At 49.4% G+C, this 25,501-nt stretch carries 24 protein-coding genes; 1 reads left to right on the forward strand and 23 read right to left on the reverse strand.

Annotation, left to right across the window (positions count from 1 at the left end):
• Positions 1-122: 122 nt before the first annotated feature.
• Positions 123-371 (forward strand): YheU family protein, encoded by a 249-nt coding sequence (locus HCI85_RS01810; protein ID WP_090248127.1) that lies wholly within the window; start codon positions 123-125, stop codon positions 369-371.
• Positions 372-386: 15 nt separating this feature from the next.
• Here HCI85_RS01810 and HCI85_RS01815 read toward each other — a convergent pair whose 3' ends face one another.
• The 23 genes from HCI85_RS01815 to rpsA form a co-directional block, all read right to left on the reverse strand.
• Positions 387-815: a hypothetical protein gene (locus HCI85_RS01815; protein WP_167141419.1), complete on the reverse strand. Its 429-nt coding sequence runs from the start codon at positions 813-815 to the stop codon at positions 387-389.
• A gap of 110 nt (positions 816-925) precedes the next feature.
• Positions 926-2,092 carry an MFS transporter gene (locus HCI85_RS01820; RefSeq protein WP_167141421.1) on the reverse strand — a complete coding sequence of 389 codons (1,167 nt, stop codon included), beginning with the start codon at positions 2,090-2,092 and terminating at the stop codon, positions 926-928.
• A 128-nt stretch (positions 2,093-2,220) separates the two neighbouring features.
• Positions 2,221-3,027 carry an SDR family oxidoreductase gene (locus HCI85_RS01825; RefSeq protein ID WP_090248132.1) on the reverse strand — a complete coding sequence of 269 codons (807 nt, stop codon included), beginning with the start codon at positions 3,025-3,027 and terminating at the stop codon, positions 2,221-2,223.
• 105 nt (positions 3,028-3,132) lie between these two features.
• Positions 3,133-3,504, reverse strand: coding sequence for a DUF2784 domain-containing protein (locus HCI85_RS01830; RefSeq protein ID WP_167141423.1), 372 nt, complete (start codon positions 3,502-3,504; stop codon positions 3,133-3,135).
• Positions 3,505-3,631: 127 nt separating this feature from the next.
• Positions 3,632-3,955: a ComEA family DNA-binding protein gene (locus HCI85_RS01835; RefSeq protein WP_167141425.1), complete on the reverse strand. Its 324-nt coding sequence runs from the start codon at positions 3,953-3,955 to the stop codon at positions 3,632-3,634.
• A gap of 150 nt (positions 3,956-4,105) precedes the next feature.
• Positions 4,106-6,034, reverse strand: a complete 1,929-nt coding sequence (locus HCI85_RS01840; protein WP_446730768.1) for a polysaccharide biosynthesis protein — start codon at positions 6,032-6,034, stop codon at positions 4,106-4,108.
• 113 nt (positions 6,035-6,147) lie between these two features.
• Positions 6,148-7,320, reverse strand: a complete 1,173-nt coding sequence (locus HCI85_RS01845) for a DegT/DnrJ/EryC1/StrS family aminotransferase (RefSeq protein ID WP_167141429.1) — start codon at positions 7,318-7,320, stop codon at positions 6,148-6,150.
• Between the two features lie 15 nt (positions 7,321-7,335).
• Positions 7,336-8,202, reverse strand: coding sequence for a 3-hydroxyacyl-CoA dehydrogenase family protein (locus HCI85_RS01850; protein ID WP_167141431.1), 867 nt, complete (start codon positions 8,200-8,202; stop codon positions 7,336-7,338).
• 14 nt (positions 8,203-8,216) lie between these two features.
• Entirely contained in the window at positions 8,217-8,864 is a 648-nt protein-coding gene (locus HCI85_RS01855) for an acetyltransferase (protein WP_167141433.1), read from the reverse strand.
• Positions 8,861-9,460, reverse strand: a complete 600-nt coding sequence (locus HCI85_RS01860) for a sugar transferase (protein ID WP_167141435.1) — start codon at positions 9,458-9,460, stop codon at positions 8,861-8,863. Before HCI85_RS01860 ends, HCI85_RS01855 begins: the two co-directional genes overlap by 4 nt.
• Positions 9,457-10,674 carry a glycosyltransferase family 4 protein gene (locus HCI85_RS01865; RefSeq protein WP_167141437.1) on the reverse strand — a complete coding sequence of 406 codons (1,218 nt, stop codon included), beginning with the start codon at positions 10,672-10,674 and terminating at the stop codon, positions 9,457-9,459. The genes HCI85_RS01860 and HCI85_RS01865 overlap by 4 nt, the downstream gene beginning before the upstream one ends.
• The gene (locus HCI85_RS01870) at positions 10,671-12,575 is read right to left on the reverse strand and encodes a heparinase II/III domain-containing protein (protein WP_167141439.1); all 1,905 of its coding nucleotides are present in this window, start codon (positions 12,573-12,575) and stop codon (positions 10,671-10,673) included. Before HCI85_RS01870 ends, HCI85_RS01865 begins: the two co-directional genes overlap by 4 nt.
• Positions 12,576-12,582: 7 nt before the next feature.
• Positions 12,583-14,451, reverse strand: a complete 1,869-nt coding sequence (gene asnB, locus HCI85_RS01875; protein ID WP_167141441.1) for an asparagine synthase (glutamine-hydrolyzing) — start codon at positions 14,449-14,451, stop codon at positions 12,583-12,585.
• A gap of 57 nt (positions 14,452-14,508) precedes the next feature.
• Positions 14,509-15,702, reverse strand: a complete 1,194-nt coding sequence (locus HCI85_RS01880; RefSeq protein ID WP_167141443.1) for a hypothetical protein — start codon at positions 15,700-15,702, stop codon at positions 14,509-14,511.
• Complete coding sequence (locus tag HCI85_RS01885) at positions 15,699-16,160, reverse strand: serine O-acetyltransferase (protein ID WP_167141445.1); 462 nt, start codon at positions 16,158-16,160, stop codon at positions 15,699-15,701. The genes HCI85_RS01880 and HCI85_RS01885 overlap by 4 nt, the downstream gene beginning before the upstream one ends.
• Before the next feature lie 106 nt (positions 16,161-16,266).
• Positions 16,267-16,602, reverse strand: coding sequence for a DegT/DnrJ/EryC1/StrS family aminotransferase (locus tag HCI85_RS01890; protein ID WP_167144215.1), 336 nt, complete (start codon positions 16,600-16,602; stop codon positions 16,267-16,269).
• Positions 16,562-16,825: a hypothetical protein gene (locus HCI85_RS01895; RefSeq protein ID WP_167141447.1), complete on the reverse strand. Its 264-nt coding sequence runs from the start codon at positions 16,823-16,825 to the stop codon at positions 16,562-16,564. The genes HCI85_RS01890 and HCI85_RS01895 overlap by 41 nt, the downstream gene beginning before the upstream one ends.
• On the reverse strand, positions 16,825-18,066 hold the full coding sequence (locus tag HCI85_RS01900) for a hypothetical protein (RefSeq protein ID WP_241693712.1): 1,242 nt from the start codon (positions 18,064-18,066) through the stop codon (positions 16,825-16,827). Before HCI85_RS01900 ends, HCI85_RS01895 begins: the two co-directional genes overlap by 1 nt.
• 139 nt (positions 18,067-18,205) lie before the next feature.
• Positions 18,206-19,471, reverse strand: coding sequence for a UDP-N-acetyl-D-mannosamine dehydrogenase (wecC, locus tag HCI85_RS01905; protein WP_167141451.1), 1,266 nt, complete (start codon positions 19,469-19,471; stop codon positions 18,206-18,208).
• Positions 19,472-19,565: 94 nt separating this feature from the next.
• Positions 19,566-20,696 (reverse strand): non-hydrolyzing UDP-N-acetylglucosamine 2-epimerase, encoded by a 1,131-nt coding sequence (wecB, locus tag HCI85_RS01910; protein WP_167141453.1) that lies wholly within the window; start codon positions 20,694-20,696, stop codon positions 19,566-19,568.
• Positions 20,697-21,532: 836 nt separating this feature from the next.
• Positions 21,533-22,603 (reverse strand): LPS O-antigen chain length determinant protein WzzB, encoded by a 1,071-nt coding sequence (locus HCI85_RS01915; protein ID WP_167141455.1) that lies wholly within the window; start codon positions 22,601-22,603, stop codon positions 21,533-21,535.
• 768 nt (positions 22,604-23,371) lie between these two features.
• Positions 23,372-23,656, reverse strand: coding sequence for an integration host factor subunit beta (ihfB, locus tag HCI85_RS01920; RefSeq protein ID WP_160085002.1), 285 nt, complete (start codon positions 23,654-23,656; stop codon positions 23,372-23,374).
• Between the two features lie 152 nt (positions 23,657-23,808).
• Positions 23,809-25,500, reverse strand: a complete 1,692-nt coding sequence (gene rpsA / locus HCI85_RS01925; RefSeq protein WP_160085003.1) for a 30S ribosomal protein S1 — start codon at positions 25,498-25,500, stop codon at positions 23,809-23,811.
• Position 25,501 lies beyond the last annotated feature (1 nt).

The raw sequence follows: 25,501 nt of genomic DNA on the forward strand, positions 1-25,501 counted from the left end.
GGTCGTGCTCAAGGGTGTTAGTCACAAGCGGCTTTTCAAGGCAGTTTTTAACGCAGAACTCCCAACGTAGGTAATTTCCCAACGGCCTGCTAGCATCCGCGCTGCGCTCTGGAGGCCTTACCGTGCTGATCCCTTATCACCTGCTCGAAGCTGACACCCTGACCCGCCTGATCGAAGACTTCGTTACCCGCGACGGCACCGACAATGGCGACGAGACTCCACTGGATACACGTATCGAACGGGTACGCCACGCGCTGAGCAAGGGCCAGGCAGTGATTGTGTTTGATGCGGAAAGCCAGCAATGCCAGCTGGCGCTGAAGCGCGATGTACCGAAAGAGTGGCTGGATGCGCTTGAGGGTCTTGAAGACTAAGGGGCATGTGGCCGGCTACCCTCGCAGGCCGCCCTCGCGCTCCCAGGCACAACGCACGCGCAACTCACCTTCCTGCGGGCTGTGAAAGCCACTGTCGGACTCCCAGCGAAAGGTGTGCGTACCGTTCAGCTCGGTTTCCAGGTGCACCACCGCACTGGCCCAGTAAAGACGCTTGAGCAGCGCCTCGAACTGCTTGATCCACAGGCTCCACTCATACTCCACCGTACGGTAGCTGGCGCCGAAGTGGATCACCTGGGTCTGGTACAAACCATCGCCCGGTTGTTCACAACAGGCGAACATCTCACGCCCGAGAAAGCTCCAGACATCGCCGGTCGGTAGCTCTTCGAGCACTTGCCGATTGATTTCACGGCGCAGTCGACTCTCCGCCGGACTGTCCGATGGCCAGTCTCGGATGCAACCATAAACGATGGATTCGGACTCCACGCAGGCACTCCAGCAAATCAAGGCTGCCTTCTATCACAGCCGTCCAGAGCAAGGAAGGAACTACTACCAAATAAGCGTCATTGCAGTGGCATAGCGACGCCTAGGCGGCGTCAGCTACAGGCACGCTTCGGCCCGCGCCGCATCATCCAGGCCAGCACCGTCATCAGCACCGCAAGCCCGGTAAGCACCATAAACGGCAACTGGTAGTTACCCGCCAGATCGCGCGCCAACCCGGTCAACACCGGTGTCAAACAAGCAATGCTGTATCCCATGCACAGCATCATCGCCGTCCAGCGGCTTACCGCCAGTGGCGATCCAGCCTCGTACAACGGCAGCACCAGCGACAAAGCAAACGAGCCGCCCAAACCAAAGCCGATGGTCACCGCCCAAAGTTCAGGCAGCACGGTCGGTTGGAAGGTAATCATCGCCAAGCTGATCGACGACAGCAGCCCGCAGCCGACCAGCAGCAGGTAACGGTTCTTGAAACGCTGCGCCAACCAGGGCAGCAGAAATGAGCTGGGCAGTCCCATCAGCATCGACACACTGAACAGACTATTGCTGTGCATCAGGCTCAACCCGGCTTCGTTGTAACGCGCTACGGCCCAGGTGGCGAGGGCATAAAACAAGCCGGCTTGGATGGCAAAGAACGCACTGATCAACCAGGCCCGTGGCTGCCGCCAAGGCAAGCCAGTGCCACCCTCTTCGCTTTCCGCTTCGACGCGGTTAGGCAGGCACAGCCACAGCAGCAAACCGACGACCGCCGGTAGCGCCCAGATGGCCAGGCCATAGGTCCAGTCATTCGCCAACAACTGGGTAGCAGGGATCGTCAGTACTGCACCGCCCGCACCGCCAATCGCCATGCTCAGCGAATACCAGCCCACCACGCTGCCCATCCGCCCAGCGAAGTGGCGCTTGATGAAACCCGATAGCAAAGGCCCAGCAACCGCGATGGCCGCGCCCAGCAGCACCGCACTGCCAATCAGAATTGCGCTTGCATGCCCTAACGCACGCAGCAATAGCGCCACAGCAATAACCGCCAGACACAGGGCAATGGTACGTTCGAGCCCCAGGCGCATCGCCAGACGCGGCGCAAAAGGCGCGAGCAAACCCATGCATAACACGGGAAGCGCAGTGGTGAGGCTGATCAGGCTACGGCTCAAGGCCAGTTCTTCAGCAATCCGCTCAATCAGCGGTGCCAGAGAAGTGATACCGGGCCGCAAGTTGATTGCAGCCAGGATCAGGCCCAGCAACAGCAGGGCCCGCGGGAAAGGTTTCACAGTAAATCCATCAGTTTCGCGGCCATGCCGACATGGCCGCAAACCTTAGAGCGCAAGTTCACACCAGACAAGCCCTAAGCGGGATAAAGTTGACCAATAAATCAGCAATTAAAGCGCTACAAGTCCAATTACTTGGTGCGCGGTGCACGCATCTTGTCGGCCATGGCTGTCATTTCGTTATAGAGCAACTGAGGGTTCTTCTGCTTCAACGCCCAAGCCATACGGCCCTGTTCGTGAGGCAGAATCATGAACTCGCCTTTGCCGATTTCCTGGTAGATGTAATCGGCAATATCGGCCGCACTGATCGGTGAGCTTTCCAGCAGCTTGCCCACCTGCGCTTTCATCGCTGGCGTAGGACCGCGGAAGGAATCCAGCAGGTTGGTCTGGAAGAACGAAGGGCACACCACATGCACGCTGACTTCATGCAGCTTCAGCTCGATCAACAAGCTTTCCGACAGTGCCACAACTCCGGCCTTGGCCACGTTGTAGTTACTCATGGCAGGGCCCTGCATCAAGGCTGCCATGGAGGCAATATTGACGATTTTGCCTTTGCTCTTTTCCAGTAACGGCAGGAAGGCCTTACACCCCTTGACCACACCCATCAGGTTGATCGCAATCTGCCAGTCCCAATCTTCAAGCGACAACTCGCTAAAGAACCCGCCAGAGGCCACACCGGCGTTGTTGACGATCACATCGATGCCGCCGAGCTTCTCCTCACAGGCCTGGGCAAACGCAGTCAGCTGGCTGTAATCACGTACATCACAACGCTGGGTAAAGCCATCGCCACCCGCCTCACGAACCATCTGCAGGGTTTCCGCCAGGCCCGGCTCGTTGACATCCGACAGTGCCAACTGCCAGCCCTCACGCGCCCAACGCAGGGCCATCTCACGCCCCAAACCCGAACCTGCGCCGGTGATCATCATGCGATTTTGCATAGGAAAGCTGCCTTGTGCTGCTGTGATTGATGGAGCCAGTGTAGCCGGGTAAATTATCTTGCCCGCATACCATCATCCATCTGAATAAGGCGGCCTAAGCTCAACTCACGGCCGCTGCCAGCGCTGCCACAGCAACACGCCATAAATCACCGCATTGAGCAGCAGAACAAACATCCCCAAACCAATCTGAATCTGCGGCGTCAGCCCAGCCGGGTAGATGATCGGCAGCAAATAGTGCTCAACAAAACCACCGCTGTACCCCGCCTGCCCTGCAGCCAGACGCAGGCTGTGTTCCAGCGGCGTCAGCGGACAGGGCCAATGCATCAACTCCACCAACACACCCCATAAGGATGCTGGCACATGCAACCAAACCAACCAGTGCCAACGCCACACCAGCAAGCCGCCCAACACCGCAAATAGAATAAAAAGCAGATGAAAGACCACCACCGCATCTGCCGCCACTGCCAACCAAAACATAAAGCGCCTCGCTGTTAATCCTCAGACTTATTGTTGTCAAATAACAGGCAACGACTATTAAAAACCTGATCGCCAGAAAGCAAAAAGGCCGGTTAATAACCGGCCTTAATTCAAACGACTAAACGCGTCAGTTAATACTCAACTTGTCGCGATTCTTTTCCAGCGTTGCCTCGCCGATACCCTTGACCTCCAACAACTCATCCACCGAAGCAAAGTCACCGTGCTCATCACGGTAGGCCACAATCGCCTGCGCTTTGACCTCACCAATCCCCAGCAACTCACGTTGCAAAGTGGCCGCATCAGCAGTATTGAGATTGACTTTACCTACTGGAGCCACTTCGGCTGTTTCAACTACGGGTGCTGGCTGGGTTTGCGTTTCAACGGCGTAAACCGCCAAAGACATGGAGGCAAGAACAGCGAACAACAGAGACGACAGTTTGACATTTAGCATGTAGTGCATCCTTTCGTTAGTTATTTCAGAACGTGGGACTTCCCTCTCCACGCACTGAAAACTAGCTGCTGCCATGCACTTGTCAAATAACTGATGCATAACGGGATCAATCAGTGCAAACCTGCACCCCATGCCTGGTTCAATCAGAGCTTACGGTTCCTGCCTACGCTTCATATGTATCCAGTCGACTATCTCACCTTCGGGCTTGTAACCGCTAACCGTCTCACGCAACAACTGGCGCACGCGGTCATAGTCATCACGTGCAACCGCCGCTAACAGATCGCCTAGCACCACCTTAAAGGCTTCCCACGACAGGTGCTCTTCGTTAGCCCGCATGATCATCGGATGTTCGGTCGGGCTGACGTTATCGCCAATCAGCAACTCCTCGTAAAGTTTCTCGCCGGGGCGCAGACCAGTAAATTCAATGGCTATATCACCATGAGGGGTCTTCTCAGAACGAACGCTCAAGCCACTCAGATGAATCATTTTCTCGGCTAGCTCGGCAATCTTCACCGGCTGCCCCATATCCAACACAAACACATCGCCACCCTGCCCCATAGCACCCGCCTGAATTACCAACTGCGAGGCTTCGGGAATGGTCATAAAGTAACGGGTGATATTCGGATGAGTCACCGTAACCGGGCCACCTTTGCGAATCTGCTCATGGAACAGCGGTATGACGGAGCCGGAAGAGCCTAGTACATTGCCAAAGCGTACCATCGTAAAACGCGTCTTGTTCAACTGTCGCAGCGCCTTGTCATTCTCGAACAAGACTGGCGCCGACTCGCGACTAAGGGCCTGGAGCACCATCTCTGCCAGACGTTTGGTACTGCCCATGACATTGGTAGGTCGTACGGCCTTATCCGTGGAGATAAGCACAAAATTACTCACTCCAGCCCTAATCGCCGCTTGCGCAGTATTGAGTGTGCCCACCAAATTATTCAGAACACCTTCGGCAATATTGTGCTCCACCATAGGTACATGCTTATAGGCTGCAGCATGGTAGATCGTATCCACTTTCCAGGCATTCATGACATCTAGCAGCCTATCAGGATTGCGTATAGAACCAAGAATAGGCACCAAGCGCAGCGGAAAAGACTCACGCTTGACCCTCTCCGCAAGCTCGCTGTGGATGTTGTACAGATTGAACTCACTGTGCTCAAACAGCAGAAGGGTTGCGGGCTCATTCAACAAAATCTGCCGACAAAGCTCAGCACCAATGGAGCCACCAGCGCCGGTTACCATCACCGCCTGATTACGGATGCAGCGCTCAAACAAAACCTGCTGCGGAGGTACGGTATCGCGCCCTAGCAAGTCGGCTATATCCACTTCTTGAACATCCTCAACCTTGACCCGTCCGCTAGCCAAGTCCATAAAGCCGGGAATGCTACGCACGTGAAGTGGAAAACGCTCTAGCTCTTCAAGAATCTGCCGCCGCCGCCCACGCGAGGCTGAAGGCATAGCCAAGAGAATCTCATCGGCACCCGTTTCATTGATCATCTGCTGAATGTGCTTAGAGGTGTACACACGCAATCCGGCAATGCTGCGATTGGCGATACCTGAATCGTCATCTATAAAGGCCACTGGGCGCATGGCACGCCCAAGACGTAAAGCAGCAATCAGCTGGTTACCCGCTGCGCCCGCACCATAAATCGCCACTTTCGGCAAACCACTTTCACGGCCTTGTATTTTGGTCGGCTGGTCTGCAGAGAACCAATCCCCCATAAAATACTGGCGCATCATCAATCGCAGCCCACCGATCAATACCAAGCTCAGCCACCAGTAATTGAACACCATAGAACGGGGGATAAGCTTTGGCGCCTCCTGGTGCCAATAAACGGCAAGTGCCAGAAATAACGCTGAGAGTGTTACAGCCTTACCGATAGCCAGTAGCGCATCGTTACCGAAATAACGCATGACGGCACGGTACATACCAAAACGAATAAACAGCGGAATGGCAATAACCGGCGCCAGCGCGAATAACCAAGCATGCCCATCGAGGGGTTCGATAGACTTACTATCACCCAAGCGCACAACAAACGCCAACCACAGCGCACTCCAGACAAGTACCACATCCATGGTTACCTGAATCAGTCGCTTACGACGCCTAGGCAAACTTACCAAGCGACAGCGCAACGTTTCAGCAAGTCTTAACACGATGACTCCTCAAACCTTTTAAAACACAGCCGAAACTAACAAGCCTCACTCAACACCTGAGCCAGAACATCACAGGTCTTACTGATTTCTGCTTCTGTAAGCGTCGGATGAACTAGGAACATCAAGCTGGTTTCCCCAAGCTCTCTTGCAACGGGCAAGCGTTCTGTAGGGCGCCAGCCCGTGTCATCGAAAGCCTTCTCCAAATACACTTCTGAACAAGAACCCGAAAAACAAGGCACGCCTCTAGCGGTGATTTCATTAAGGATACGGTCACGATTCCAACCCGCGTTCAAAGCAGCCGGCTCAACAAACACATAACACTTGTAGGCCGCATGCGTGACTTCAGCCGGCACGGCCGGTACACGCAACCCCGCCAGCGCTTGCGCAGATGACCAGATCCGCTCGGCATTGGCCAACCGCTTCGTGTGCCAATCCTGCATACGCTGCAACTGGATCCGGCCAATAACTGCTTGAACCTCCATCATCCGCCAGTTGGTGCCGAAGCTCTCATGCAGCCAACGAAAGCCCGGCGCATGCTGATGCTCGTAAACCGCTTCCCACGATTTACCGTGATCCTTGATCGACCACATGCGCGACCAGAGGGCACGATCATTAGTGGTAACCATGCCACCCTCACCGCCAGTGGTCATAATCTTATCTTGGCAAAAAGACCATGCACCTACATGGCCAATCGAGCCAACCGAACGACCTTTATAGTATGCGCCATGGGCCTGGGCGCAATCCTCGATCACTTTTAGATCATGCTCGATGGCCAGTGCCATGATCGGATCCATATCGCAGGGCCAGCCGGCCAGATGCACGCAAATGATCGCCCGAGTACGCGGAGTAAGCACGGCGCGGATGGTTTCAGCGGTAATGTTCTGCGACTCGTTGTCCACGTCTGCAAAAACCGGGATAGCGCCTGCATTAACAATGCTCGACACCGAAGCGAGGAACGTTCGCGGCGTAACAACCACCTCGTCACCTGGGCCTATGCCCAAGGCCTGCAGGGCAACGTCCAGCGCAACAGTGCCGTTGGCCAAGGCGATGGCATACTCGCTACCGGCCCACGCGGTAAACTCCTTCTCGAACTCACGGCACTCCTGCCCTGTCCAGTAGTTGACCTTGTTGGAGAGAATTACATCACGAACGGCATTGGCCTCTTCCTCAGAGAACGAGGGCCAAGGGGAAAACGGGGTATTGAGCATGTGCAGTAGCCATAATTAGTATTTGAAAAAACCGAATCCGGTCTTGCGGCCGAGGCTGTTCGCACGGACCATCTTACGCAGCAAGGGGTGCGCACGGTATTTAGGATCGCCCGTTTCGTTATGCAAGGTTTCCATGATTGACAGGTTCACGTCGTTGCCGATCAGATCCGCCAGTGCCAGTGGCCCAATAGGGTGATTGGCACCCAACCGCATAGCCTTATCGATCTCTTCAGCGCTTGCGACCCCCTCAGCCAGAATGCCAATGGCCTCATTGATCATCGGGATAAGCATGCGATTGACAATAAAGCCAGGAGCTTCGTTGACAACAACCGGGTCTTTGCCCAGTTGGCGAGCAAAGGCTAGTGCCCACTCGAGGGTAGCCTGTGAGGTTGTCAACCCAGCTATCACTTCGGTGAGTTTCATGACTGGGGCAGGGTTGAAAAAATGTAAGCCTACAACATTTGCAGGATTACTCGTCAGACTCGCCAGCTCTGTGATGGACAAAGAAGAGGTATTGGATGCCAGAATTGTGTCCAAGCCAGCGACCCTTGCCAGCTGTGCAAACAGCTCGCGTTTGGTACCTATGTTTTCTGGGACAGCTTCGATAATACAACGCACATGACCAAGGACGTCATAATCCTCGGCCAAGTGAATCTTGCGAATGAAACGAGAGGCCGTTTCTGGGTCAAGTCGTTTTTTAGCAACCATCCGGCCCCATTGCATTTCGAGTTCGGAAAAAGCCTTCTGCACGCTGGACAGTGACGTTCCCTTCCAAATAACCGAGGCTACGTGATCAGCTTGGGCAAGGATTTGCACAATCCCCTTACCCATAGTTCCGGTACCAATAACCGCGATACTTAACACCTGCTTTTCGACTTCCATGAACTCAACTCGCGTTATTCTGCGATCAGTTTGATCGGTTTTGCCGGACTACCAAACACTACAGTATTTTCCGCAACATTCTTAGTCAGTACACTGCCCATCCCGATCATTGCTCCATCATTGACGGTCAAGCCCTGTCGGATGGATGCGCCGGTACCAATTTCTGCGCGCTGACCGATTCGCACATTACCGGAGATGGCGACCATCGGAGCAATAGTGGCGAAATCTTCGATACACGTTTCGTGGCCCACCGTGCAATTAAGGTTGAGGATGACATGAGCGCCTATCTCAACCTCAACGGTACAGATTGTGCCAGCACATATCACGCTGCCAGCACCAATAGAAACATGCTCGGGCATCGCTACCGCGTCAGGATCGATCAAAGTCGCAAAACGAGGGCTTCCAAAAATGCACATTTTTTCATGCACCTTCTTCCGAATGCGTGGGTTACCAATGGCTATGACGAATTCACAGTCGGGATATTCCAGCCATTGTTGAACCCCCCCCAATACCGAGGTAGAGCAAAATTTCTGTCCAACAACCGCAGGGTTGTCATCGAGAAAACCGCGAACAGTAATACCCAGGCGAGAAGCCAACCAATGGACCTCCTTCCCGAAACCACTAAAGCCAACAATAATCAAATGTTTATGAGAGGCTGTCATTTACCTTCTGTCCCTTCAAATTTTGACATTGTTGCTTCCCCATCCGCACTGATGCCATCGCGCACGAGCACCTTCTTGACGGTCAGGAAGATGATTTTCAGATCCAGCCAGAGCGAGTGATTGTCCACATACCAGACATCCAGCTTGAACTTCTCGTCCCAACTCAGGGCATTACGGCCATTGATCTGAGCCCAACCGGTAACGCCAGGGCGCACCTTATGACGCCGATACTGCTCGGGATTGTAAAGCGGCAGATACCCCATCAGCAGTGGTCGTGGACCGACCAAGCTCATATCGCCTTTGAGCACGTTCCACAACTCCGGCAACTCGTCCAGGCTGCTGGAGCGCAGGAAACTGCCAAACGGTGTCATGCGTTCGGAGTCTGGCAGCGGGTTGCCCGTCGCATCCACAGCATCGCGCATAGTGCGGAACTTGATCATCTCGAATGGCTTGCCATCCAGACCGGGACGCACTTGGCGAAAGAGCACTGGCGAGCCTAGTTTGCGATGGATCTGCCAGGCGACGATGGCAATGACCGGTGCTAGCAATAAAAGGCCACAGAAGGAGGCGACGATATCAAAAAGGCGTTTAATCACCGCTTAACCCCCTCCAACCAATCGACAAAGCGATTCGCTAACAGTTCGCGATCAAATTCCCGCTCTGCCAATTCACGACCTCGTTTACCCATCGCATTAAGTGCCGACCTATCACTTGCGGCCTGCTCCAGCGCATCGGCAAAGGCTTGTGGGCTTTCTGGTGCAACAGCAAAGCCGCACTGATTGTCGCGGATCATACCCGCCAGCCAGCCGGGATAATTGTTAAGTACCGGCAAACCGGCTGCGATGTAGTCGAAGAACTTGTTAGGGGAAGTGCCAAAGTAGAAAGCAGGCACATTTGCCAACACCTGCAACCCAACATCCGTACTAGCCATCAGACCAGCAAGACGTGATTTGTTGACAGGTTTATGAAAGACCACACAGTCCAACGACTCTCGCTGCGCCCGTGCCTGTAAAGCCGGTTTGAGCTTGCCCTGACCGATCAAAAGCAACTTGATATCGTCGCGTCCACGCTGTTTCAGTTCCGCTGCTGCATCAAGCACTGCATCCAGACCATTGGCCATTCCGTGGGTACCGGCAAAAACGGCCAGTAAGTCATCAGCCTTTATCTGCTCCGGCCGCCAAGGCTCAACATTCTCGGCAAAGATACCTAGATCACAACCATTAGGAATTAGGGTAATCCGCTCGCGCGGAACCCCCCGTTTGGCAATTCCTTCGACAATCCCGGGGGATAAACCAATCAACCTGTGCGCCGAACGGTAATTTATCCACTCAAGGATAGACATAGCAGCCAATATCAACGGATTACGGATAACCCCCATAGCTTTAGGCAACTCTGGCCAAAGGTCTCTCACCTCAAAAACAAATGGTTTACCTCGTAACCAGCGCGCGAAAAAACCCGGAATTCCAGAGGTCAATGGCGTGGTCGTTGCAAAAACCAGATCATAGCGAGCGGTAAGTGCCAGCCCGATACTGCGCAGAGCGAATTTGGCAAACGTAAGAGCTCTTTTAACTAAACCATCACTATTTGAATACGAAAGATCAAATTCAACAACATCAATCCCATCAACCAAGCCAACTCGCTTGTGCGACAAAAAAGGACCCGACAAGCCGGTTACACCCCCAGCATAACTACCACAAACCATAGTGACCTGATGCCCACGAGCAATCAAACATTTAGCCATTTCATAGGAACGGATACCCGCCGCACCTTGAGGCGTGGAAAAATGCTGGTGGAAATATAGTACTCTCATGGTAAATCCTGTATCCGAATGTGCGTAGTAACCCCCACCTCCGTGCCACAGGCAATAATACGGGCACCGGCGAGTTGCTCTAAATAACGCTGGGAATAATGGGCTGACTCGACCACCAGCGGCTGGTCACACGTGAGCGAGACACCAGGCGCAAGAGCTAATGGAGCGGCTGAATCCAAAACCTTCAGAACGGAAGGAACATTGAAACTCACCCCCCAGTCGACGCCTTGAGGCCCACTGTCTGTTATCGCTATACGTCCTTTAAAAAATTGGATATTACGGATGAAGGTAAGACCGCTACTGTTATTGAGACATGCAGTAATTTCTACTTTGAACTCATCAATCGTCTCAACAACCTGCGCGTTGGGCCACTCAAGATACAGAAAACGACTCAAACGCTTTACAAATGCCTGCCCTATTAAAAAAGGGCCATTATGGGCAGTTGAGTCATCAAAATAATCAACCAACGCTATATCTTTTGGATTGTAACTATAGGTGCCAGAGTCATGCAAAATATTCTTACCGTTAACCCAAAGATCAAAATGCAAAAAGTCCTGCTGCTGAGGTCGCCCCTTATTCCGAGCATATTTAAAAAAAGCTTGATAACCAGGGCGCCTGACAACGACCAAACCAAAATCTTCAAAAAAGCTCACATATGAATCCGAGACCTTCTCAATAAAACGAAGAACACGACCAAAACAATACACGTAGCGCTGTGCGTCACTAAACTCAATACTAACTGGCAAAGAAAACACACCACCCATAAAAAGCAGAGACGGTGTATAAAGTAGGCTAGACGCATACTGGATAGCATGCAAGGAGCCATCATTATGACCAATAACCGGAGCGCCACCTGCCTCAGAAACAATAACAGCTGAAAGAAATTCATGCATATTACCAATACGCACAACCCTTTCTGCCGTCCAGAAACCTATGTTCAACTCATCATCTAAAACTTTTGCCAAAGACAATATATCGCATACGGCACGATGATAATTAACAGAATACATTCTAAACGAGCCATCTTTCTGTATGAGCCGCGAAAAAATGGCACTGAATCTCTTATATCGTGTCTCAGCGCTATCCCTCGCAGACAACAAAACACCATAACGCGCGAGAAACAATGGAACGTAATAGAGAAAGAGACTTTCGGTAAGACTATGATTATTTTCTTGAGATAAAGAATAAGAAATTGTCTCCTCTACTCTCCGATACGAAGACGTAAGGAAATCAATAGAAGTTTTTCCGGGACGAGCCTGAAAATGCTTTTCCAGTAGCAGTAAACTATTCATCAGATGCAAGCCACGAATCGAAACTTCCTGCCCGCACGCCCAATTGACACCAGAAAAGTAGGCGTTATTTTCAAGCCACTGTTTAAGTAAAGAATGGGCACGAGCTAAGTACCTATCAGCATCGTTAGCTGACGGGGCATGCACTGCAGCAATTACCAACTGGGTCAGCCACTTAAAACGCGAGAGATCCCAGCAAAGTTTAACATCATCGCCAGGAATAACATTCAACGCTATGGTTGAAAAATGATGACCGCGAGAATGAAAGTAACCTGACTTATGCCACTGGGGCTGCTCTCCTTCAAATACAACTTCATCTTCAAAACGGCGAAACAGACCAGCAACTATCTCGTCGCCGCGAGCCAACATTACCTGTCGAAGATCAGTGCTCACACTAGGTATAACAAGACGATCAACTGCCCCAATCCAAAAATCACCTACATAATAATTAGACACACAAGGTAACGCACGAATAAAATATCCTTTCTCTAGTCGCCTACGGTAAACCAATACTCGAATAATATTAATTGGGCGCAGCCGAAAAACCAAAACCACCCAAAGGAGGAACCGGATTTTTTTTATTCTACCTAAAAGACCCAAGAGAGCTTCCATCATTAGCTCAGCTCTCTCGAATATAATCTTTGAATTCGCGAAGCCAAACCTCAAGCCCTAGAGGATTAAATATTTCACGATACCAAACATTTCCGCGCCCACTACAATAATCTCTGTATTTTCTTAATAGCTTACTACGATCCACCAAATCAAACTTAAAAAGCAATGCTGACTCTTCAAAATACGACTCCACCACCAACTTCAAGTCGTTCTTTAACCACTCCTCCTGCGGGCTGGTAAAGCCTTGCTTATCTTTACGCCAGGTGATGGCCTTAGGTAAACACTCTTCATAGGCAACCCGCAGCAGATACTTAGTCCAACCTTTCGCAAGCTTCAATTCAATCGGCGCATTGAGCATATATTCAACCAATCGATAATCGAGAAAAGGTAATCGAATTTCTCGACCGAAAGCCATGGACATACGGTCTTCATAGTGTGTGAGGTAGGGGACAGAGTATTTTTTGTAATCCAGCCACTGCCGATCTCCTATTGAAGCACCTATCGACCCGACTGGCGCTTTTTCGAAAGCATCAACTAGTTTGGGCGACAAAATATTATCCTTGCTTACAGATGCGCCACCGATATAGCGCTTTGCTTCAGCAAGACCAAATTGATTAAGTACCGTACCAGTCCGAGCAAAATTGAACAGAACACGCAGTGCCTTGAAGTAGCGTTTATCCTTGATCAAATGCTTCACATAGAAAGCCAAATATTTTTTATACCCACAGAGTATTTCATCAGCGCCCTGACCGCTAAGAATTACTTTTACGCCCAGCTCATGGGCCTTTGACATCAGAAGATAAAAAGCAACGTTAGAAAAGCTACCTAACGGGGCATCGTTATGCCAAGTAGTTTTATGCATCAACGCAAGGGTTTCTTCAGGAGACCAACGCAAATCAACTTTTGTGACATCAAGACCATAGTGATCGGCGACTATATCAACAAACATTGACTCATCACCGAGACTACCCGGGGATACTGCTGAAAGTACAAAGAAGTCACCATGACCTAGCTGCTTATGTACTGAATGACAGATCAAACTGGAATCTAACCCACCAGACAAAGTCACACCGACAGGAACATCCGCGCGAAGACGTAGATTTACTGCGTCCTCAAAAAGCCGTCTAAACTCAGCTTTAGGATCACTGTAATCATATTGTTTGCCGCTTACAAAAGGCGTCCAGTACGGGCGACTGACGACCTCATGCTGCCGAGCCTGGAGGTTAATAACGGCGTATTCACCGGCCTCAAGACTCTGGATACCTTTGAAAAAGGTGCGGCAAGTGTCGTCCTGCAATGACTGTTCTAAGTATTTACCTACTACGCCAAGGTCAAGCTCAAACCTTTCGCCAGTCAGGATCAAAAGAGTCTTTACTTCAGAGGCAAAGTACAGATTTCCACCAACCCACGTATAGTAGAGTGGCTTGACTCCCGCACGATCTCGGCTTAACAACAACTGGTGCTTCTGAAGGTCAAGTAATGCGATAGCCCACATACCGTTGAACTCAGCCAGCGACTCTTCGAATCGATCCTTGCTTAATGCCTCAAGAACAACTTCAGTGTCCGTCCTAGAATTAAGACCGGTCAAATTGTTGTCGCGGGCAATCTCCTTGTAGTTATACACCTCACCATTGAAAACTATGACCTTCTCCTGCGATGCGGAAAGCATCGGCTGCCGCCCGCTGTCAGACAAGTCAAGAATGGAAAGACGCTGATGGGCCAACAATACGGTAACGCCGTCTAGATCATAAAGATCATGGCCATGCATGTCTGGACCGCGATGGTCTTGTGCAGCCTGAGCCAGCCCAAGGCGAGACAACAGGGGCGATTTCGCCTGCTCTTTATTGTAAATTACCGCGCCAAACAGCCCACACACGTGAACCTCCTAGATTTTGTTTATCAGCACCGATTCTATCGTGGCCACATCAATTTATTACGCTATCGATTTGTTCCTGGCGTGTTGAAACCGGCGCTCAGCTTTCGCCGCAGCAGCGACCACCCCACAGCTGATAGCAAAGTTCACATATGCAAAAACACTAAACTCGGTTAAAAGAAAAAACATCGAAGCCATGCAATATACAGCGTAACAAAACACTACAACATTCGTGTAGTCACGCGTCATTCGCAAGGCTGTACTGAAGATGGTTGCAAGATAATAAAAGAACACAATAGTAAAGGGAATCCCGTAATATATAGCGAGACTGGCGGGCGTAAAGTGCAAGTTACGATGCCCTTCGGCAGCGTCCGCGAACCCCTTAGCCTCGTAGGCAAAACCTAACCCAGCTCCAAATATAAACTGCAAGGGAGAGGCCATACCCGCAATTGCCCCCTGGAACTCGTCTAAGCGCCCCCCACTTAGAACATCTATAAATCCAGAAATACTCTCACTGGCATCAGAAGATGCGCCCTTTAGAAAAACTTTTTGAACCTCCTCACCATATAAAACTAAAAGCACAAAGGCAAAAAATGCGATAATGAACACACCCAACCACGAGGCAAGGGAAAACTTTAAATTTCGATAATAAAGAAATATCACGACAAGTGCAGCTAGATATACACCCCTTTTCCCGGAAGCAACTAAAACCATTAAATATGCCGCCTGAAGAAAAAAATTACCAGTTGCTAGCAACCATCCCATACCGAATATAGAGTCCATACTGGAATATGCAGGATAAAGGGGCAAGATGAACAATGTGATGACCCAGCTAACAGGTACAATAATTACCGTCACCCACATTGACAGGCGTATCCAGCCGCGCAAGCTGCGCGAAGCATTAAAACTCTCAACATTCACAAAATTCCTGAATACAACCACTATGAAAATGAATAGTATTGGCCTAAGAAAATCAGTCATCACATCCACAATGTACCGGCCATCATAATTCGTAGTGACTGCAGTAGCAAAAATAAGCAGACACAGCAAAAACTCGACCGGCCTTACTTCAAGTGTTCGAACTTTCAATAAAAATAGAGCACCACAACATAACATCACAATAAGATTAAAATAAAGAAATGGGATCAAAGTATTGGCAATGAATGCTAAGCGCAGTGGATTTAACAGCAAAAAACCACATCCTGAGATCAACGCAAAAACTGCCAAAAATCGTGTAGCCCGCTCTCCGGTCATCTGACGATTGCCTTGTAATCAAGCGCAGTCTGCTTAATAATTCTTGCAGGCATACCCACCAGTACAGAATTGGCGGGCGCATCCTTGAGCACCACAGCACCAGCACCGATTTGACAATTATCACCAATAGTGACATTACCGAGAATTTTCGCCCCCGTAGCGATGTAGCAATTATTACCTATAACCGGACAGCGGTTAACCTCAGAGGAAGCATAGCCCTCTATTGCGCCAATAGTTACATTCTGTCCAATGACGCAGTTTTCTCCAATTATCGCATTGGCGTGGATAACTACGCCAATTCCACCATAGGCCAACACGGAACCCTTTCCTATGCGAGCAGACATTGGAACATATGAATTGAAAAAAAGAAAAATAAGATTACGAATAAAACTTGGAAAAAATGGTACACGGCGCTTATAAAACCAGCTCCCAACCCTATAAAGATCTACAGCATTCATTGTAAATACTCTAAATTTTACATAATAAATAACTGATGGAGATTTTTAATAAAAGCACCTATTCCGCCCCATCAACAGCAAGATTCAACACATGTACAACACGGTCCTATTGAGCTCTAGTCAACCCAACCCAGAGCGGCAAACGAATCAGGCACGTCGATGAGCGATTGGTGACCCGCATCGAACCTGAGCCCCTACCATAGCGTAAACCTGCAGGCGACGAGTGCAGCGGCACATAATGGAAGACCGCGCTGATACCATTTCGCTTCAACTCACTCAAAACCACCTGCCGATCAATATCAGATCTCAGCAATACATGGTACATGTGCGCATTGTGTTGGCAATATGATGGCACGATCGGCCGCCGGAGAAAACCCTTGGCCTCTAGCGACTCAAATGCCTCATGATAATATTCCCATATTGCAATACATTGCGCCGTGATTGCTTCGGCCTCCTGAAGCTGCGCCCAAAGAACTCGCCCCTAATGCTCCCTGCATTGAAAGATATGTCTCTTCATCCCAAGCATTGACAAAAACAAAAGAATTGCTTTGGTAGTAGGCCAGCCAGCCGGGCAAAAAACATCCTAGCACGACTAGAAAAGCAACTATTCTAGTCAATGTGATTTTGCTATCAAATACTTGGTAAGACTTAAACTTAATCACCATCAAAACCTCAAGCCACGAATATCTTTCAGACGCAGACGAAGCTTCCAAATCGCCATCACCAAAAGCAAGCACATATAGAGCACACCCCAAAACAAGCTAGTATCTGCCCCTGTAATAGCTAGCGGTGAGAGTATAGAAACCAAAAAAACAACAGATAAATCAATTCCAGTACGACAGTGGAAATGCAACAATAACAAATAAGCAGAAAACCCTAGAGCATAAAATAATTCTGCCTGTTTAATATCCCGCACGAAAAACGCAACTCCCGTTACAGCAAGTACTCCAACAATAACATTTACTATTATAACCTTGCGATTTAACCCGGAAGCGACCAAGTACCTCTCCGTTACTACAGCCCAGTATAGAACCGGAATGCAAGGCAGCATTACCAAATAGATTGCGTATTGCGGGAAAAACCATCCTACTGTGTAGCCGAATAATCCAAGAAGGGAAAAATAGAAAAGCGCTACTGACATAACTACTCTATATTGCTCCTGGCGCTGGCCTCCTGATACAAATGAGACAAATACTGCTCTAACATTTATAGGAAACAGACTTGTAGCTGATTGAATAACTGAAATAATCACACGAAAAAGCCCAAGATCGCGAACAGGTAGACTTTTTGAAAGAATATAAGGGAGAATGTTAGTGAATAAGTTGAAGACTAACGTGATTAACACCATCTTGGGCAGCGAGGTTAATACCTGCTGAAAAGCAGATAACAAATTCTTACCTAATGGAATCCTTGCACCGTGGAAAAGAAGTGCGACGACAGCAAAAAAGCAAGGAACTAGATTAGTCAGAATAAGGACATCTACGATGCTTAGCGCTAGGATTTCATTATGACTGGCAAGCAGGGCGCTGCTAAAAGTGCACAGGAAAATTACGAGATAACCAACAATCCAACGATGAAGGCGCAACCCAAATAGCGACAATGTGCACGCTGAACTGAGCAGCATTACACTAAGCAATAAAGGGTTTCCGATATCGATTACTAAGCTAAAACCGCAGAATGCTAAAAAAATCAAAAAAGCCATAAATAATGATGTAACAAGGATATACTCAGCCTCAACACTAGCTATGAGTTGTTCGTTTACTATATCTAAGAGCTTCTGAAATAAAAATATTAGTATATTGGCCTTGATGAACTCGCCATAGACGTCAAGACCATATAGACCAGGAATAACAAAATTAACAACAAGCCCACTTATTAGTATTAGCGCCTGTATCAACAAATTCACCACAGTAGAACCTCTACTACCCCATCACCAAAATTTTGAGGCTACTATCGTCGAAAATAAAACCCGACACCACTATTGCAGCACGAGATGTAGGATCGCCACGCAGTACCTAACTCTCGCGCACAATTGAGTCTAAATATCAGGCCCAAACACCACGAGTATCAATGAGTTCCTGTGTCGAAAAACGGTTTTTTGGAATTGCCTTAAACACCGTATGGTCTACAAGCATAACTATTACGTTTGCGTCAGACATGGCTTTTTCTATGCTACAAAGGGTTGCTAATCCTTCTAGACTAGTGGGGAGGCGCTCAATATTGGGTTCAACTACTAGTACGGCGCCTTGATGGGACTTAGCAAGTTGCAAAGCAATCTCTAAAGCAGGACTCTCACGAAGGTCATCAATGTCTGGCTTAAACGCTAAACCCAAACAAGCAATCGTCACATCCTTAGATGTTTTAGATAGATTCTCCTGTAGATATTTATCTATTGCATAGCCGACTTGATCCAACACCCATAAAGGCTTACTGTCATTCACCTCACGTGCCGTACGTATCATACGCGCCTCATCTGGTGTTTTGCTCACAATGAACCATGGATCAACAGCTATACAGTGCCCACCAACACCAGGGCCGGGCTGCAGGATGTTAACTCGTGGGTGGCGATTAGCCAGACGGATCAATTCCCATACATTGATGTTCAGTTTGTCACAAATAATCGATAGTTCGTTAGCGAACGCAATATTCACGTCCCGAAAACTATTCTCAGTAAGCTTGCACATCTCCGCAGTGCGAGCAGTAGTAACTACACACTCGCCCTCCACGAAAGTCTTATAGAGCTGTACCGCCGCCTCTGAACATTTATCTGTCATGCCGCCAATCACCCGATCGTTTAGTACGAGCTCACGTAGTACGTGGCCAGGAAGAACACGTTCGGGGCAGTGTGCAATACGAATATCGGAGTCTTCACCATGGGACTGTGGGAAGCTAAGGTCAGGGCGCGCCGCAGCTAGCCAGGCGGACATCTGTTCAGTGGCCCCCACTGGGGAAGTGGACTCGAGTATAACGAGGTCACCTCGTTTTAATACGGGCGCTATAGCCTTGCTAGCAGCTTCGATATAACTCAAATCTGGCTCATACTCACCTTTAAACGGCGTCGGTACGGCAATTAGAAAAGCGTCAGCTGGCTCAGGGCTGGTCGCTGCACGCAAGTAACCCTCCGTGACAGCAGCATGCACCACCATATCCAAGTCAGGCTCAACGATATGGATTTCACCACGGTTAATTGTGTCAACTGCTTTCTGATTTACATCAACACCGATCACCTTTTTTTTACGCGAAGCAAAAACTGCAGCGGTAGGCAGACCGATATAGCCAAGGCCGATAACTGAAATGGTTTGGAAAGGCATAACGCATCCTTTAATATTTTTTGAATAGATATTTTCGGCGATCTAAGTCAGCGATGGCGAGCAAGCTCGCTCCCATAAAAGCACTGATAAGAATTCAGAATATTTTTCTGCACAGGGCCTCTATGATCCGCCCACAGGCTTTTCCGTCACCGTAAGGGTTGTGGGCATAGCTCATTACCTGGTAGGCGTCTTGATCAACCAGCAGGTGATTCAGTTCGCGGACGATGTTGCGAGTATTCGTACCTACTAATTTAACAGTGCCCGCATCTACTGCTTCAGGACGCTCAGTGGTATCGCGCATGACAAGTACTGGCTTACCTAACGAAGGTGCCTCTTCCTGAATGCCGCCAGAGTCGGTCAAAATGATATACGCTCGACTCATCAAAGAAACAAAGGGCAGGTAGTCCAATGGTTCGATCAGGTAAACGTTGCTGATACCACTGAGCAGCCGGTTAACTGGCTCGCGAACATTGGGATTGAGGTGAACCGGATAAACGATATCGACATCTGGATGTTGTTGGGCCACCTCACCCAATGCCTGACATATACGCTCGAAGCCGTCACCGAAACTCTCCCTGCGATGACCGGTAACCAGGATCAGCTTGCGCGTAGAGTCGAGAAAATCAGAGGGTGCAGCGGCTTTGGCGTTCAACTCGGGGTCATGGTCGAGGCGTTTGACGACATCCAACAACGCATCGATAACCGTATTGCCGGTAACAATGATCGTCGAGGGGTCAATTCCTTCGCGTAGCAGGTTGCTCTGAGAGGTTGCAGTTGGAGCGAAATGTAGGTTGGCCAAGGAGCCGGTCAGCTTGCGGTTGGCTTCCTCAGGCCAAGGCGAATAGATGTTGCCGGTGCGCAGGCCCGCCTCCACATGAGCCACTGGAATTTGCTGGTAATACGCCGCCAGGCTGGTCGCAAAGGTAGTGGCTGTATCACCATGAACCAGCACCACATCTGGCTTGAACTCAGCGAAAACAGCTTTCATGCCCTGAAGAATTGATGTGGTCACATCTGTTAGATCTTGGCCAGGCTTCATTATATTCAAATCGAAATCTGGCTTGATCGCGAAGAGGTCTAAAACTTGATCAAGCATTTCACGGTGCTGGCCCGTTACACATACTTTTGCCTCAAAACGCTCGTCGGCAGCTAACTCCAACGCTAATGGTGCCATTTTGATCGCTTCGGGGCGGGTGCCAAATACACAAAGAGTTTTTAAAGACATTTAATTACCAAAAAATCCACGTCGAATAGTTTAGTGATCGGATTAACTATCACCGCTCTGAGTCACCTTAAGAACTAGAAACTATCATTTCCCCAAGCAGTCCTCGACTTCGGTAAGCGCACTTAGCATATCTGATAACTGCTTTTTGCATCAGGCTCACCGCGCACAAACCTCACCCTCACAGGTCAAATTGAGCTAAGCGGTGACCATCACCATGTGAGCGCGACTGCCGTCTGTGGTAAGCAACTGTTCAAAGCTCAGTGGTTTACGGCCTTGCTTGACGCACTGCAGATCTTCATTGCCCCAAAACGGCTTTAGTTAGCGGTACGGTTGACCAAAGGAGAATCAATAATGATCAGCGGCTTGGACCAGTCCAACTCACTACCCTTTGCTGCCGATCTGTTGATGGCGATGAAGATATCCTCAGGCTCGTAACGTAGCTCTGACCAATACTAAAGACACGACCTTACCGCTGGGCTTGTTTCCGCCCAGCGAAACAAGCCATAGTCGGTTAACAGACAGTTATTAACTGCATCATAAGCTGATGACAAAAGCCAGTGACGCCAACCGTCGAATAATGATGGCAACTCTGGGTAATTCATATATCGATCCACGTTAGTCCATTAACGATACCGGGCTATCCAAGTCTTATGATGTAATCTAGCCAACTGCTGAAGATACCAGCAAAACACAATCGCACCAATCAGACTTAGAACATGAAAATTGCAAGCCCTGTCCATATGGACCGACCCAACCATACGTTTACTATAAGTGAACAACTACTATACGTAGATTGCACGCATATCTAAACACTTGCACACTCGCTACCGAAATAATCATCCAGAAATAACAGTACGTTTTCTTAGCATCATTCGGATTAAAGCAACGAACACACCGATCATTACACCCATCACTAGACCTATCAAAATGACAAGGAATTTTTTAGGTTTGATTGGCTGATCTGGAACTTCGTTCTCACCATCTTGACGGAAGACTGCAACGCTTTTTGGATCAACATTCACACCCGAAAAAACCTGATACATACCCTCTAAATTACGTAGCTCTGGTATAAACGGGTCGTCAGATGTTCGTGCCAAGAGCACCTGCATCTCAGCACGCAAAGCTTTGGCACCACGCATGTACATCAAACTGCCATCCATAAAAGCAGAAAGCTCGCTATCATTCGACACACGCCCAGTTATCACGGGCGGATTATTTAGACCTATTGCTTCAGCAACTGTCAGTGCCTCCTGCAGTTGTCTAGTGCGGTCTTCTCGACGGGCCTTAGCACTAATCCGCTCAGACTTGATTTGCTGTTCTATGTTGCGGGCTTGAACAGCAAGCTCTCGCTCTGAGTTTTTTAACATTTCACTTAATGAACGCTCAGCCACTTGATCGACATAATACTTAACCCAAGCTGATGCTGATTCTGGATCAACGTGTTCGATAACGACCATGTACCGATCAGGCTGATTCTTATCTAACACCTTAACAGTTAACGTTTCATTAAAGATTTTATAAAGCTCATCCCTAGAGCCAAGGCGTTTAGCTTCACTTAGAGACGGTAAATAAACATCTCGAAAGAATCGACGACGAGATATCTCGGATTGTAAATTACGAGCAAAAACTCCATATACATCGTCAACTGAGAACAATTTCAAACCATTCCCATTTGAACTTTCACCTGTTCGACCCAAATTAAAGCCTGCTATATCACTAAGATTTGGAGGCATAACAACCACATGCCCCTCATACACTGGCTTACTTATAAAAGCATATGCAGCAGCGCCTGATGTAAACACAAAAACAACAAGAATGATTAGCCACTTTTGCGCCCAAAGCCCCCGTAATAATTCCAGAAGATCAAATTCAACACCATCTTGCTGTAAGGTTTTTAATTCAGTCACTGTAGATCCATCTTTTAATCAGAAAAGAACATCCGAAGACCATAGAAGTCGCATGGATAAATAATAACCTAACACCTTGACTAGAGTGATTAGTAATATCACCAACCTCAATCATGACTAGGACACTTACCCAGCCAAACATAGCCGACTATAACCACTATCAAGTGAGAAGAATTTTCATCAATACGGATCCTTTGTTTCATTTTGCCATGCAAAAGCGCGAATTCCCACACCCATGAAAGCACTTCTTTTAAGGATACAGGTCACACTGACCCTACACAGCTCCAGTGGACATACCGTTGAATTAGCCATACATTTATGGTTGACTTCCGACTCCACTGATTTTGAAAACGGAAACCGATCAAAACAATCACATCATCCGCTAATTTCTGTGTCTTTTAGCCCCCGAAAGCAGCTCGTAGAGGCTATTATCCGCATTACGGGCACACCCTGTATACCTAGGCAACGTCCGCCACTTGGCTTGGTGCATTTCTGGGTTACGCTTCCGTTATTGCTCTTGGTCGAATTCGGCACATTGATCAACGCGGCATCGACGATAGTCGCTTTGGCATAGCGAGAACCCCGGTCACCAAATAAGGAGAAATTCGAGAGTTGATTTAACTTAAAGGGATAACAAGCATCGTTCGATAAATTTTCTAATTACTCGAATAAACACATCAGCGATAAAAGGCGAGCAAAAATTGACTCTATCTAAAGCCAACAGCTCCAAAAAACTTGTGTGATTATGGTAATTGTATGCAGGATGAACTATTCATCCTCATTCACCCGATCCCGTAACTCCTTGCCCGGTTTGAAGTGCGGGACAAATTTCCCATCCAGCGTGACCGAGTCACCCGTCTTAGGGTTACGCCCTACACGCGGCGCACGGTAATGCAGCGAGAAGCTGCCAAAACCACGGATCTCAATCCGGTCACCAGTCGACAACGCCTGCGACATTTGCTCCAGCATGGTCTTGATCGCCAACTCAACATCCTTCGACGAGAGCTGCCCCTGATGGGTAACGATGCGCTCGATCAACTCCGACTTGGTCATGGTTTTCCCTTCTTTTTCAAGCGGCTAGATCACTAGATAAAAAGGTTTTAGCACGCCTCGCCTGATTTGAACAGCCTATAAAACAACACCTTAGCGATTTTCAGGTACAAAAAAGGGCGACCGACGTCGCCCTTTTTCTGGATTACCTGAACTTAGTTCTGGTTTTCCATTTGCGCACGGATCAGATCACCAATGGTGGTCGGACCAGCAGATGCAACTTCGTCCTGCTTAGTACGCATTTCTTTGATTGCTTCTTTTTCGTCTTCAACGTCTTTCGACTTAACCGACAAGCTGATTACGCGGCTCTTACGGTCAACGCTGATGATTTTGGCTTCGACTTCTTCGCCTTCTTTCAGGACGTTGCGCGCGTCTTCAACGCGGTCACGGCTGATTTCGGAAGCTTTCAGAGTGGCTTCGATGCCGTCGGCCAGGGTGATGATGGCGCCTTTGGCGTCAACTTCTTTAACGATACCGCGCACGATGGTGCCTTTATCGTTAACAGCAACGTAGTCGGAGAACGGGTCTTCTTCCAGCTGCTTGATGCCGAGGGAAATGCGCTCACGCTCCGGATCAACGGAGAGGATAACGGTTTCCAGCTCGTCGCCTTTCTTGAAGCGGCGTACAGCTTCTTCGCCTACTTCGTTCCAGGAGATGTCGGACAGGTGAACGAGGCCGTCGATGCCGCCATCCAGACCAATGAAGATACCGAAATCGGTGATCGACTTGATGGTGCCGGAGATTTTGTCGCCCTTGTTGAACTGACCGGAGAAGTCTTCCCACGGGTTAGTTTTGCACTGCTTGATACCCAGGGAGATACGACGACGCTCTTCGTCGATATCCAGAACCATAACTTCCACTTCGTCGCCGACGTTAACGACTTTCGAAGGATGGATGTTTTTGTTGGTCCAATCCATTTCGGATACGTGCACCAGGCCTTCCACGCCTTCTTCCAGCTCTGCGAAGCAGCCGTAGTCGGTCAGGTTGGTTACGCGCGCAGTAACACGGGTGTCCTGTGGGTAACGCGCCTTGATGGCAACCCATGGATCTTCGCCCAGCTGCTTGAGGCCGAGGGAAACACGGTTACGCTCACGATCGTACTTGAGGATCTTGACGTCGATTTCATCGCCAACGTTGACGATTTCCGACGGATGCTTGATGCGCTTCCAAGCCATGTCGGTGATGTGCAGCAGGCCGTCGACGCCACCCAGATCCACGAACGCGCCGTAGTCGGTGAGGTTCTTGACGATACCTTTGACTTGCTGACCTTCCTGCAGGGATTCCAGCAGAGCTTCGCGCTCGGCGCTGTTCTCGGCTTCCAGCACGCTGCGGCGGGAAACGACAACGTTGTTGCGCTTCTGGTCCAGCTTGATGACTTTGAATTCGAGCTCTTTGCCTTCCAGATGAGTGGTATCACGCACCGGACGGACATCGACCAAGGAACCTGGGAGGAACGCACGGATGCCGTTAACGTCGACAGTGAAGCCGCCCTTAACCTTACCGTTAATAACGCCCGTAACCACTTCCTCAGCGGCGAAAGCTGCTTCCAGAACGATCCAGCACTCGGCACGCTTGGCTTTTTCGCGGGACAGCTTGGTTTCACCAAAGCCATCTTCAACCGCGTCCAGGGCAACGTGAACTTCGTCACCGACCTTGATGGTCAGCTCGCCAGCGTCGTTGTGGAACTGTTCCAGCGGAATGAGGCCTTCAGACTTCAAACCAGCGTGAACGGTTACCCAACCAGCTTGGTAATCGATGTCGACGATGATAGCGGTGATGATCGAGCCAGCCTGAAGATTCAGGGTTTTTAGGCTTTCTTCAAACAGTTCAGCAAAGCTTTCGCTCATT

The sequence above is a fragment of the Pseudomonas sp. OTU750018 genome (assembly GCF_011636575.1).
Taxonomy (GTDB): domain Bacteria; phylum Pseudomonadota; class Gammaproteobacteria; order Pseudomonadales; family Pseudomonadaceae; genus Aquipseudomonas; species Aquipseudomonas peli.